Source organism: Bacteroides sp. 2_2_4 (assembly GCF_000157055.1).
GTDB lineage: Bacteria > Bacteroidota > Bacteroidia > Bacteroidales > Bacteroidaceae > Bacteroides > Bacteroides ovatus.
In genome coordinates, this window is record NZ_EQ973364.1 from 217,887 (window position 1) to 230,123 (window position 12,237).

The 12,237-nt window shown below is 38.5% G+C and carries 10 protein-coding genes; 2 read left to right on the forward strand and 8 right to left on the reverse strand.

Translation table 11 applies throughout. The features are described from left to right. Positions 1-37 precede the first annotated feature (37 nt). The gene (cls, locus tag BSCG_RS07340) at positions 38-1,477 is read left to right on the forward strand and encodes a cardiolipin synthase (protein ID WP_004301164.1); all 1,440 of its coding nucleotides are present in this window, start codon (positions 38-40) and stop codon (positions 1,475-1,477) included. Positions 1,478-1,501: 24 nt separating this feature from the next. Here the strand turns inward: cls and BSCG_RS07335 are convergent, their stop codons facing one another. From BSCG_RS07335 to BSCG_RS07325, 3 genes are read right to left on the reverse strand one after another with little or no spacing between them, the layout of a single operon-like run. After that, positions 1,502-2,035, reverse strand: a complete 534-nt coding sequence (locus tag BSCG_RS07335) for an RsmD family RNA methyltransferase (RefSeq protein ID WP_004314595.1) — start codon at positions 2,033-2,035, stop codon at positions 1,502-1,504. Then, on the reverse strand, positions 2,026-2,796 hold the full coding sequence (locus tag BSCG_RS07330) for a DUF3822 family protein (RefSeq protein ID WP_008776762.1): 771 nt from the start codon (positions 2,794-2,796) through the stop codon (positions 2,026-2,028). The genes BSCG_RS07335 and BSCG_RS07330 overlap by 10 nt, the downstream gene beginning before the upstream one ends. Then, the gene (locus BSCG_RS07325; protein ID WP_008776763.1) at positions 2,796-3,482 is read right to left on the reverse strand and encodes a hypothetical protein; all 687 of its coding nucleotides are present in this window, start codon (positions 3,480-3,482) and stop codon (positions 2,796-2,798) included. The genes BSCG_RS07330 and BSCG_RS07325 overlap by 1 nt, the downstream gene beginning before the upstream one ends. A gap of 95 nt (positions 3,483-3,577) precedes the next feature. On the opposite strand from BSCG_RS07325, the gene BSCG_RS07320 reads away from it, so the two are divergent. Further along, the gene (locus tag BSCG_RS07320) at positions 3,578-4,996 is read left to right on the forward strand and encodes an ATP-dependent RecD-like DNA helicase (protein ID WP_008776764.1); all 1,419 of its coding nucleotides are present in this window, start codon (positions 3,578-3,580) and stop codon (positions 4,994-4,996) included. A 267-nt stretch (positions 4,997-5,263) separates the two neighbouring features. On the opposite strand, the gene BSCG_RS07315 is transcribed toward BSCG_RS07320, so the two are convergent. The 5 genes from BSCG_RS07315 to BSCG_RS07295 all read right to left on the reverse strand — a co-directional run bounded on the left by BSCG_RS07315 (position 5,264) and on the right by BSCG_RS07295 (position 12,234). Beyond that, positions 5,264-6,766, reverse strand: a complete 1,503-nt coding sequence (locus tag BSCG_RS07315; RefSeq protein WP_008650576.1) for a BACON domain-containing protein — start codon at positions 6,764-6,766, stop codon at positions 5,264-5,266. A gap of 32 nt (positions 6,767-6,798) precedes the next feature. Then, complete coding sequence (locus tag BSCG_RS07310) at positions 6,799-8,223, reverse strand: BT_3987 domain-containing protein (RefSeq protein ID WP_032849650.1); 1,425 nt, start codon at positions 8,221-8,223, stop codon at positions 6,799-6,801. Positions 8,224-8,248: 25 nt separating this feature from the next. Then, positions 8,249-9,415 (reverse strand): DUF1735 and LamG domain-containing protein, encoded by a 1,167-nt coding sequence (locus BSCG_RS07305; RefSeq protein ID WP_008776766.1) that lies wholly within the window; start codon positions 9,413-9,415, stop codon positions 8,249-8,251. A gap of 11 nt (positions 9,416-9,426) precedes the next feature. Next, on the reverse strand, positions 9,427-10,512 hold the full coding sequence (locus tag BSCG_RS07300) for a glycoside hydrolase family 18 (protein ID WP_032849651.1): 1,086 nt from the start codon (positions 10,510-10,512) through the stop codon (positions 9,427-9,429). Positions 10,513-10,611: 99 nt separating this feature from the next. Further along, the gene (locus BSCG_RS07295; RefSeq protein ID WP_004323634.1) at positions 10,612-12,234 is read right to left on the reverse strand and encodes a SusD/RagB family nutrient-binding outer membrane lipoprotein; all 1,623 of its coding nucleotides are present in this window, start codon (positions 12,232-12,234) and stop codon (positions 10,612-10,614) included. Positions 12,235-12,237 lie beyond the last annotated feature (3 nt).

A 12,237-nucleotide genomic window follows, 5' to 3' on the forward strand; every position in this document is an offset into this window, starting at 1 on the left:
TATTTGTTGTTTAGTATTCGTATGAAAGGAGATTCCTATGATTGATTGGAACTATATGCTTAGCCAGATAGCAACAGTGGCTTTTGATATTCTTTATTTTGGAGCCATTATCGGTACGATTGTCATCATCATTCTTGACAACCGGAATCCGGTTAAAACCATGGCATGGATACTCATATTACTTTTCCTTCCTATTGTCGGACTTGTCTTTTATTTTTTCTTTGGGCGGAGTCAACGTCGCGAACGTATCATTGGGCAAAAAAGCTACGACCGCTTATTGAAGAAACCAATGGCCGAATATCTCGCACAGGATTGTTCGGACGTTCCTTATGAATACTCCCGTCTTATTCAGCTTTTCCAGCAAACGAATCAAGCGTTTCCATTTGAGGGGAACCGTGTGGCAGTCTATACCGAAGGATATACCAAACTTCAATCATTGTTGCGTGAACTGCAAAAAGCGAAGCAGCATATCCACATGGAATATTACATCTTTGAAGATGACGCTATCGGGCGTATGGTCAGGGATGTGCTGATAGAAAAAGCTTCTCACGGGGTTGAAGTACGGGTTATCTATGATGATGTAGGTTGCTGGCATGTGCCTAATCGTTTTTTTGAAGAAATGCGCAATGCCGGTATTGAAGTCAGGAGCTTTTTGAAAGTACGTTTTCCTTTATTTACCAGTAGGGTGAATTACCGCAACCATAGAAAGATTGTCGTTATTGACGGACGCGTGGGCTTCGTTGGGGGAATGAACCTGGCAGAACGTTATATGCGTGGCTTTTCTTGGGGGATTTGGCGAGATACGCATATCATGTTGGAAGGCAAGGCAGTGCATGGTTTACAAACGGCTTTTTTGCTTGATTGGTATTTTGTAGACCGTACGTTGATAACCGCTTCCCGTTATTTTCCGAAGATTGACTCTTGCGGAAGTTCTTTAGTGCAAATTGTCACGAGTGAGCCTATCGGGCCTTGGAAAGAAATCATGCAGGGATTGACTGTTGCCATTACCAGTGCAAAAAAATATTTCTATATGCAAACACCTTATTTTTTGCCTACAGAACCAATATTAGCAGCTATGCAAACAGCAGCATTGTCTGGGGTGGATATACGCTTGATGTTACCGGAACGTGCAGATAACTGGATAACTCATCTTGGATCGCGTTCTTATTTGGCAGATGTGATGCAGGCAGGTGTTAAGGTCTATTTTTATAAGAAAGGTTTTCTACATTCTAAGCTGATGGTTTCAGATGATATGCTTTCCACTGTAGGCTCTACCAATGTTGACTTCCGTAGCTTTGAGCATAACTTTGAGGTGAATGCTTTTATGTATGACGTAGAAACTGCCCTTGAAATGAAAGAAATATTTCTTCAGGACCAGCGCGAAAGTACACAGATCTTTTTGAAGAATTGGGGCAGACGTTCGTGGAGACAAAAAGCTGCGGAGTCTATCGTGCGTTTATTGGCTCCGCTACTTTAATAAGGATGAAATTGTATTTGGATCTTATCTGAATAGTGAGAAGTTCACACTTCCATACACCCTTCTCTCAAGGAAATGTGGATTTTCTTCGAAATTATTATCTTTTCCATGCTCCAGTACCAATAATCCTCCTTCTTTGAGAAGATTATTCTGAAAGATTAATTCGGGTATTGTTTCCAACTCTTTTAAAGCGTAGGGAGGATCGGCAAAGATGAAGTCGAACTGTTCGCGGCCATTTTTGATAAACTTGAATACATCTCCGCGTATCGGCAGACATTTGTCTGTCTGCACCTCTTTCATAATTTTGCAGATGAATGAGTGATGTGCAGGATCTTTCTCAATGCTGATAACACGGTCGCATCCACGGGATACCAGTTCGATACTGATGCTTCCTGTCCCGGCAAACAAATCAAGAGCTGTTATTCCTTCTTCAAAATCGATATAGTTATTGAGTACATTAAACAGATTTTCTTTGGCGAAATCTGTCGTAGGGCGTGCTTTAAATGTCCGAGGCACGTCAAATCTTCTTCGTTTGTAAATACCGCTGATTACTCGCATGTTAATAAGGCTTGCATATCAATATTAGTTGCAGGATTCATGATGAATACCTGTAGGATAAACTTTTTCAATTCACTCATTAAAACGTCTTTCTCCGGAAGTATTCCGGTTAGGTGCAACTCATCCCGTTCTTGATTAAACTCCAGTTGTTTCCAGACGTACAATAAATAGTAAATACGGTCTTCTGTGTGCGTACATTCAAAGGAATTAGCCAGAAGCAGATGTCCTCGTTCAAAGCAATAGATGTCAATGCCGTCTTTGCGTATAGAAGCATACATCTTCTTACTGTTTCCCAATCTGCTTTTTACAGAAAAATAATCGATGAATGGAGTAGATTGAGAATAGAAACGAGCTTCGGGATATTGTTCATTCAAAAAGGTCTGTGCGCTTTTGTCTATGCCGAAGATGACAGCTACATTATTCTTTCTTAGAATATTATAGAGCACCGTTTCATTTTCTTTTTTCTGATGATTATGATAAAACAGAAGTTCCGCCTGTTCCTCTTCAAACAATTCTAATGGCGCAATCGTAAAACGCTTGCCTGCCATCATAATGTTTACTCGTTTGTAAGGATGACTGAGGAAATCCGATTCGTGAAAGAGTGTTTTTAGATTTGCTGTAAGGGATGAAGACGCATTTATCTCTTTCTCTATTATTGAAAGCGAATCGTCATGAATCGGGTTATAGATAGAAAAAGAAAATCCATCCGTACTAAGACGGATGGATAAAGTATATTGTTTTGATTTAGTAAAATCAATCATTATTCCCAGTTACCAGCACCATTGTTTGGAGTATCGATAGAACCTACCATCAAGCCGCTATATTTGCCAAGTTTAGAATCCAGGTCTTTTAGGTTGATGATTTCTTGTTTGTCAAGTCCGCTCAAATAAGTTTCGTATGGAGCTTTCACTTCAAACAAATATACCGGAGCACCAGACTTAGCAGTGTCATTTTTCACATTCATCTCGAATTGAGCACCATTTCCGTGAGGAATATATTTCATAGAGTCGGCATTGAATCCTTTTGGATAGATAGTATCCAATACAGCTACCCACATAGTGTCACGTTTGAAGTTTTCAAGTCCCCATTTCTTAACTTCATCATATTTGCCTGTTTTCTTAGCTTTTTCGATGATAGCCATGGCTTTCTTTTCAGTCAGTCCGTCTTCCAATTGCTTGTCAGTTAGCATTCCTATCTTCATGACGAACGGCAATTTTTGATTTTTAACGAAATCAATCAATGTGTCTAATTGAGGTGCATACATTCCGCGGTGCAGCGAACGGTATTCCTGTTGTGCCTTACGGATGTCAATCAAACGGGCAATGACTGCTTTTTCTCTGTCTTTTTTTGCGTTTTCAAAATTGATAGGACCCATAATGCTGGTGTAGCAGATGTAAATCAGTGCAGCAGCACAAAGCACCAATACAATATTAAATACTGTTTTCATGATAAATTATGTTTTTAGTTGTTATATTCGCATCGCAAAAATAGAATAAATAAATTTAAATACGATAGTTCCTCGAACTTTTTTCTCGTACAAAAATGATAAATAACTATTTAGAAAGGCAAATTAAGGAAAATTTTCCTTACCAACCAACTTTAGAGCAGGAAATTGCTGTAAAATCTCTTTCAAAGTTTCTGCTGTCCACACTGGCAGATGAAGTCTTTATCTTAAGAGGGTATGCCGGTACCGGTAAGACGTCGTTAGTGGGGGCATTGGTGAAAACCATGGATCAGTTGCAGCAGAAATCTGTATTGTTGGCTCCTACAGGACGTGCGGCAAAAGTATTTTCAGCGTATGCAGGACATCCGGCTTTTACTATTCATAAAAAAATATATAGACAACAATCTTTTTCTAATGAGCTTAGTAACTTTTCGATCAATGACAATTTAGCTACCAATACATTGTTTATTGTCGACGAGGCTTCCATGATTTCAAACGAAGGACTGTCGGGCAGTATGTTTGGAACAGGACGTTTATTGGATGATTTGGTGCAATTTGTGTATTCGGGACAAGGTTGCCGACTCTTGTTGATGGGAGATACAGCACAGCTTCCCCCGGTAGGTGAGGAGTTGAGTCCTGCGCTTTTTGCTGATGCATTGAAAGGTTATGGACTTGAAGTACGTGAGATTGATCTTACCCAAGTGGTTCGCCAGGTGCAAGAATCCGGAATATTGTGGAATGCCACGCAGTTGAGGCAACTGATAGCGGAGGATGATTGTTATTCTTTACCTAAGATAAAAATAACAGGTTTTCCTGATATTAAACTGGTACCCGGAATTGAACTGATAGAAGAACTGACTAATTGTTACGATCATGATGGTATGGATGAAACGATTGTTGTCTGTCGATCTAATAAACGTGCGAACTTATATAATAATGGAATACGTGCACAAATTCTTTGGCGTGAAGATGAATTGAACACAGGAGATATGTTGATGATAGCCAAAAATAATTACTATTGGACAGAGAAATATAAGGAGATGGATTTTATCGCTAATGGAGAAATTGCAGTTGTCCGACGTGTTCGTCGAACTCGTGAAATATACGGTTTTCGTTTTGCCGAAGTTACTCTCCGCTTTCCTGACCAGAATGATTTTGAATTGGATGCGAATCTATTATTGGATACTTTGCATTCGGACTCACCCGCATTGCCGAAAGAAGACAATGACCGGTTGTTCTATACAGTACTTGAGGATTATATAGATATTCCAAACAAAAGAGACCGGATGAAAAAGATGAAAGCCGATCCGCATTACAATGCTTTGCAGGTGAAATATGCATACGCAATAACCTGTCATAAAGCGCAAGGCGGACAGTGGCAGAATGTATTTTTAGATCAGGGGTATATGACAGATGAGTATTTGACTCCGGATTATTTCCGGTGGTTGTATACAGCTTTTACTCGGGCGACAAAGACACTGTATTTGGTGAATTACCCGAAAGAGCAGGTGGAATAGTTTTGTTTTTTGAATGACTCTTAATCTTTATATGATTTAGAGTTTTAAGGTTACATTGATTATATAATCAGTTGATTTCAATATTGTTGGATTCAAAAAAGTCTTTGAGTACTGGTTGTGGTTTGTTTATAGATGAAAAGAGTATTTTAAGATAAGAGCTAGCATTAGATAAAAATAGATAGCAATAATCCCTTTATTTGACTCTATTCACAGATTTGGAAAGAGTAAATAAAGGGATTCTCTATAAATTATTTCTCTATATATTAATTATTTGTAAACAATAGTAGTTGCATCATTCTTAGTTAACTTTGGTATCACTTGACCAGTCTTTAAATAAAGAGTCTTAATTTTGCTGCTACGATTGGCGTTTAAGTTTGTTAATGCTGGACATTCCGAAGCATCAATTGACGTAACATAATCATAACTTGCATACCAGGAAACAAGACTTAAATCCAAAGACTCAAGTTTACTACTGATGACTTTAAGACTTTCTGCCTCCGAATAAACATAGCTACCTCCTGCATTGAAACTAGTAATTGGATTATCTCCCAAATTATACTCTTCACAAATAGTAGGGCTATTAAATGTGAGTGATGATACCTTATGTAAACCTGAAATATCAAGCTTTTTCATGTTTGAACAATAACCTAAACGTAATGAAGTCAGGTTAGGGAAATACTCTATTCCGGTTAAATCTTTAATCTGGTTAGAGTATGAGGTGTTAGAGAATGAAGTTGCGTTTAATCCTTCTTCAAGAATAATACATTTGGTATCATCAATAGGGAGAGCCCAACCGTTAGATATACAAAGTGCTCGAAGAACGGCATCTGGAATTTCCACAGGGCTGGCGTCCGGATCTTTTTGAACAATAGCAATATCTTTTACTAATGTACCACTGGTTTGGGCAATATGAATTGTACCTCCACGCGAAGCTGGTGATGCGGATAGTTTATAAGTAACAGTAACCGTAGTCAAACCATCATCGCCTTTTTGTGGTTCGGAAATTGATTGATCAGTAATCCAATCTTTCCCTTTTGTTATGGAAATAGCGTAATTGACGTTGTATTTCACTTTAAAAGAGATAGTTCGTGCTGTTAGATCATATGTTAAAGTGTTACTTTCGGTGATAATTGCATCTGTTTGTTTTTGATTAATATCTACATTGACACTTTCAGTAACGAGTGGGCTTGAGATTGTAATTTTTGTACTACGATCTTTATATGTCTTGTTCTCGGCAGCAGTGAATGATAAAGTTACTTTGCCACCGAATTCATTACGTCTATCGAATGTCAGCCACTCTTCGCCACCGTCACTATATGTTATCGTTGGGTCGGCCACATTGGTATTAAGTTGAATTCTCACAGTACTTTTTTCTTTAGTAATAGAAAGAGCTTCGTCAGAAAGTAAATCCATTATATATGCAGGTTGAGACTCTACTTGTAGTGGCACAACTGAAGAACCTGTGAAAAACTTGAAGGTTGCAGTACGCTTTTCATCTAATTTGTTAGGATCGATGGTAAAAGTAACTACATCACCATCTTTACCTGAAGTTATTGACGGATGTGCCCAATCACATATTCCTGACAACCGCCAGTTATCGGAGCTTGTTACAGTAACTGTAGCATCCCCTCCATTTTTATCCACTTGGAGTATATTGGTCGATAGTGAGATTGTTGAATTACCATTATTGATTGATTCATCATCATCAGAACAACCCCATAGTAGGAGGGATACCGATAACACTATCATTAAATTCTTAAATAATTTCATATCTATTCTTTTTAAGGTAAAATATACATTAATCAGTTAATAGCTTCACGTTCTGTACTATTCTTTTTATAATAGTAACTTGGATAAATTAATGTTTCATCGTACAAACCTTTACAAACGGATTGGCATCTATATACTTGTGAACCATATAATGATGGGTCAAGTGCGAAGAACATGTAGTATCCATAACCAGCTTCTTTTCTAGAACGCGCTGTAGATTCACTTGAGTTGCCACTGCCTCGTCTTAGTTCTATTGACATACCAGCACACTGTTTCAATGTCATACCGGTACCTGGCCCAGCAGCACCACCATAGTCAGCTACAGCATAATCGCAATACTGACCAGGTTCGATACCATCGATAACTTGGAGACTACTTGAATACATGTTGCCAAGGTTATAGAGCGAGACAATTTTTTCCGGCATGACAGCTTTACATTCATACATTAATCGTGAACCTGCATAAGCTGATGGGCTTGCAAGCCAGGGGTTTGAAAGGTCTGGTGAGTTCGAATATTCGTCATCGAAAGCGACGCCGTCCAGATTATAAGCACGGCAATAAGCTGCCAGTTCCCGGGCGAATTCCCTAGCTCCCATATCCGAAAGTTGAGCGACACCAGCTTCGTCATGATTACCAAGGATGCTGATAATAATTTTCATACCAGCTTTACGCAATGGTTGTAGATACTTATCATTATTGTCGAGCAAGAATTGAACATTTTCATTGTTCGCTAAATATACTCGTTGTTTCTCTGGATCCCAATTGATATTAGCAGCAAAAAGTACGATATGGTCGAAAAAATATTTACCACTTTCAGTCAGAAACTCAAGGGCATTGAGCGGGTTAGTATCATTAACTTCGAAATAAAGAACTGTTTGTACCGCATCTTCTCCTTTGTTAGTATTAGGTTTGTTGCGATAATCTTGAACGAGAATCACCATATGCTTGGACGTTTCAGTAAATGTTACTCCTTCAGTAGAAGATGTTACTGTCAAAGGTACTATGTAGGTTTTATCCTCTTCCATTCCATCAAACGCAGTCAGTGTAACTTTCACGCTTGGGGTAACTTTATCATCTGGGGCAAGTACAAAAGTACCATTATTTGCGATTTTCACATTAGCGGCAGGAAACACTTCGAAATCCGTTTCATGGATAGTGTTGTATATAGCTGCATATGATTCCTCGACAGCTATTTGAACATCTACTCCTTTTTGAGGTAGTTTAGAAAGACGGAATACCACATTAGTGCTATATTCATTATTTCGGAGCTCGATTACCGAACTGTTTTTATTCGTATTTTCGTCCAATAATAATCCGCTCAGTTGAGTCGATGCCAAATAAGAAGATTCATCTATCTTGTTTCCTATTTCAATGTCTTCCTCACAAGATGTGAAGGTTGCCATAGTGAACATTACCACTGGCAGGAAAGCATATTTGATATTGTTTATCATATTCATATTCAATTCTTAGTTAAATGATTTATTATTGAGGCAATGAAACAGATTCCCATTTAGGTTCTTTTTCGATTGTCAAATCATAGCCACTCACGCTGTAATCTTTAGCTACTGTACCCGAACCTTCGTCGAATTTCCAATATGCAATGAGCCCTTCCGATTCAGGTTCTATTGTGTAGAAGTGATTTGTTGCCTGAATTTCTTCTGCTGTTAATGCACGATTCCAGATTCGTACTTCGGAAACGACGCCATCAAAATAGCGGTCATCTTTATAGGAATAACCTACCCAGAAACAACGTGAGCCGTCTTCCTCATTGGTATGTTTAGCACCAAGACTAACAGAACTCTTTCCCGTTGAACCGGAAAGCTTTTCTACGCCATTGATATATACTTTGACATTACCTTTATTGAATGCGACAGCTACATGATACCACTTGCCACTTTCAAGTTGAAGGTCTGCGCTTGTACAATTGTTAACAGAAGTAGCTACTTGAAGTTGGTTATTCGGAATGGTTGCGTCACCGATACGGAGCAAATAATTGCTTTCGATACCCATCAACGTGTTCAGAGTATTAGGGAATGAATTGGCCTTGAACAGTATCTCCATCGTATTCTCCGTTAGATTATTGAATTTGGAGTCATTCTTGAAGTCCGGATAAGCACGATTACGACTGATATTACATACCACATTAATAAGTGATGCTCCGCGGAATACATAATAATATGTCTTAGCACTTTGCAAAACGCCGATTCCTTCCACTGATTTAATAGTGACTGGAAGCACATAAGTGGTTTTGATATCAAGTTCTCCTGTATTAATGAATTCAATAGGCAATTCTGGACTAACTATACTACCTGATTTGATGGTAGTCAAAGTTTCTGGCATTGAATAATGTTCTTCAGAAAGAAGTACTGCAGTTTCATCGTAATATGCCAGTTTATAAGTTGATAAAAGTTCGGGAGCAGGTGACATAGTCACTTTGATATCATGTTCTTCAGGCTTTGCTATGGCTACTGAAAGACCAGTTTCTACATTTGTATCACCAGCTTTGAACAGTATTTCCTTAGTAAAGTTCGATGCCGAAATGAAGAGTTTATTGTCATAATGCTGTTCATTTTCATCGTTGTTCTGGCAACCGGCAAGAATTATTGAGAAACCGGCAAGAGCTGTAAATATTAAATTGTTTAATTTCATAAGGCAGTTTTTTATTTAACGGTTGGACTCAATATACTTATAGCTTCTTTTAAGGTTGGGTATACATTGCTGGCATTAAAATAGTCTTTTTCCGCTGCATCAATTGAAATTCCAGCTTTGGTGTAGTCAGGCGTCTTTGCCACTGCCCATTGAGCAGCTCCAATGATGGCAGATGAGCCATCTCCGAGTTCACCATTGTAACTCCCCGAATTGGTAAGATAAGGCGTTGTTACTCCCATGATGAAGCGGTCGGTTGGTACGTTTTTTACTGATGCCATGAGTATGAGATAAGACATCTCGTATTGGTTTTTTGCTCCATGCGCATTGACAATGATGTATTTACAATCAGAAAGCAGACTTTTACCAATAACGTTCTGCGGGTAACCTTTGAAAAGCAAGTCCTTATTAGTATTCGCAACTTTCCAGTTAGCTACCGCGTCAAAGAATGCTCCTTGACGTGCTGTTTCAGCGGCAATTTCATTCTCTTCAACAAGCGAATTGAGGTCGAAGCCTGTATAATTCACTACAATTCCATCTACATCTAAAGCGTTACTTGCGGCGATTTGTTTAGTGACCTCACTTTTGCAGTATTCAATAAAACGTGTTGCATCGTCGACAGTCTCTTCTCCTTCTTCTCCATTTTCTGTTTCATCAGATTCGGGATTAGGTACAGCGTTGGCTGCTTCTTCTTCAAGAATCTTTTTCCATGCACTTTCTATAGCATCGAAATCAACTAATCCCAATACTTTTGTACCCAATCGACGTACTTCCTTCATCTCAGATATATTTGCCTGATTTACTTCCATTGTATTGTTTAGACAAATATAGTCGAGACTGTCAGGCATATCAGTAAGATGTTGACTGCGTGAGGTTGTTACAGTACTTACATTATTAACTGAAACAATTACTACCTGATGGTCTGTTGCTTTAAAGTTGTTGAGAGATTCCAGGTATTGAGCATAAAGTTCCGGATTTTGTTCCTCCATAGAAGGAGTATGTATATTGATGCTTTCTGGATCTGTCCAGTCAGAACACGAGAACTGCATCATAGAACATGCCAGCATTACAGGCATGAGATATTTTATTTTTCTTCTCATATATGCTATAATTAAGGTAATTTTATTTGTATAATTTAATATACTAAGTACTCTAAGTACTTGGTATATATTTTTATTTTTTGTTACTCATTGGTTGATTTATTTACAGTCCCACCATACGTGAGTTGCCATCGTATCTCCTCTTTTAGTCTTGGACTCTTGTGTCAATGTCGCAACTGCTGCTTCTACGCTTTCTCTATTTTCACGATATTCATCAGTTGGATATGGCATGCGTCGTGCACCTTCCGCATCATTAACAATTCCTCCACTTGCATTTGCTGCCATTGGCATTAATTTAGGATAGCCTGTACGACGGTACTCAGTCCATGATTCCATACCATTTGGAAAGTTTGCAATCCATTTTTGAGTAATAATCTGTTCTAAGCTTTTTTCAAAATCACCTCCAGACCATGCCACAGTTACATTTGTATTAATAGCTCCAGAGTAATCATAAGTTTGGGCACTTTGTCCTTTCAGTGGATCTTTATATGCTTCTACTTTTCCCGTACTTGCAAGATAATTTTCGACTCCACTGGTAATTCCGTTTTCTTCAAACGACAAACGGATTCCTTCCTCATAGAAGTCTTTAGCTGTTCCTCCCATGTTCCAGTTACGAAGAGCTCCTTCAGCACGCAAGAAAGCGACTTCTGATGCACGGAACACAACTATATTATCACTCGTAGTGACTTTCATACAAGAAGAGCCTTGTGACCAGGAGTTATATTGTCCTTGCAGAATACCCCGACGTAAACCTACATAACTTTCTTCTCCAGTATATGCATTTCCCGACACGGTGCCAAAAGTACTTTTATCATAATATGCTTCGCGACGAGGATCGTTGTATGCATTCATGTAGCAGGTTAAATCCGCTGAAATTCGTGCATCTGACCATAGTACCATAAAACGTTGCCATGGATTATGATCGGCAACTTTACGATAAGCGCCATCAGTTGCAGCAGTCATAACACCTGCTGCTACAGCTTCTTCAGCCAATTGCTGTGATGTTTTTCCATTCACGTTAAATCCTGCTACATAGCAAGTACGCATCGCCATTCTTAGCTTCAAAGAGTTGGCAAACTTATACCATGCTGATGTATTGCCATTATAAATTCTATCAGCACTTGAGCTGAAGCTTTGGTTGCCAAACTTTCCTAATACTGTAATAATATTATCCAAATCTTCTAGCATTTTGGCATAGACAGCTTGCTGAGAATCATAAGGGGATTTGATCGCATTAGCTGCACCTACCTTTGAATAAGGGATGGGACCATATGTATCTGTTACACGCAACATTACGACGATACGATATAACTCGGCCAACGATAAGAAAAGTTCATCATCGCTTTGATTTTTCAAATTGAAGTAATCAGGATAAAACTTTGAATAAAAATCATTGAATGGAATTTTTTTCCAATCGTCTGAAGGATTATAAGTTGCGTAACGACCAGACCAACCTGTACCCAAATTGGAGTCTGCTACATATCCCGAAAATGCTCCTGCCATCAAACAGTCTACATATTGAGAAAAGTTCTCTTGTTCTGGCATCATCAAATCTTGTAAATTAAGAGCTAATGATCTTACCAAATACCAATCTACTCCCATGTCATTTTGGTCTGGTTCATGAGGATTTTTATTGTAATCTTCAAAGTTTCCTGTACATGCAGTTGCACCGAAAAGAAACATACCAGTGACTATAAACTGTATTATTGTATTTTTCTTCATCTT

What these genes read in the sequence shown, in the direction of transcription:
- cls (WP_004301164.1), top strand. Translation starts at nt 38, where the DNA reads ATGATTGATTGGAACTATATGCTTAGCCAGATAGCAACAGTGGCTTTT.
- BSCG_RS07335 (WP_004314595.1), bottom strand. Translation starts at nt 2,035, where the DNA reads ATGCGAGTAATCAGCGGTATTTACAAACGAAGAAGATTTGACGTGCCT.
- BSCG_RS07330 (WP_008776762.1), bottom strand. Translation starts at nt 2,796, where the DNA reads ATGATTGATTTTACTAAATCAAAACAATATACTTTATCCATCCGTCTT.
- BSCG_RS07325 (WP_008776763.1), bottom strand. Translation starts at nt 3,482, where the DNA reads ATGAAAACAGTATTTAATATTGTATTGGTGCTTTGTGCTGCTGCACTG.
- BSCG_RS07320 (WP_008776764.1), top strand. Translation starts at nt 3,578, where the DNA reads ATGATAAATAACTATTTAGAAAGGCAAATTAAGGAAAATTTTCCTTAC.
- BSCG_RS07315 (WP_008650576.1), bottom strand. Translation starts at nt 6,766, where the DNA reads ATGAAATTATTTAAGAATTTAATGATAGTGTTATCGGTATCCCTCCTA.
- BSCG_RS07310 (WP_032849650.1), bottom strand. Translation starts at nt 8,223, where the DNA reads ATGAATATGATAAACAATATCAAATATGCTTTCCTGCCAGTGGTAATG.
- BSCG_RS07305 (WP_008776766.1), bottom strand. Translation starts at nt 9,415, where the DNA reads ATGAAATTAAACAATTTAATATTTACAGCTCTTGCCGGTTTCTCAATA.
- BSCG_RS07300 (WP_032849651.1), bottom strand. Translation starts at nt 10,512, where the DNA reads ATGAGAAGAAAAATAAAATATCTCATGCCTGTAATGCTGGCATGTTCT.
- BSCG_RS07295 (WP_004323634.1), bottom strand. Translation starts at nt 12,234, where the DNA reads ATGAAGAAAAATACAATAATACAGTTTATAGTCACTGGTATGTTTCTT.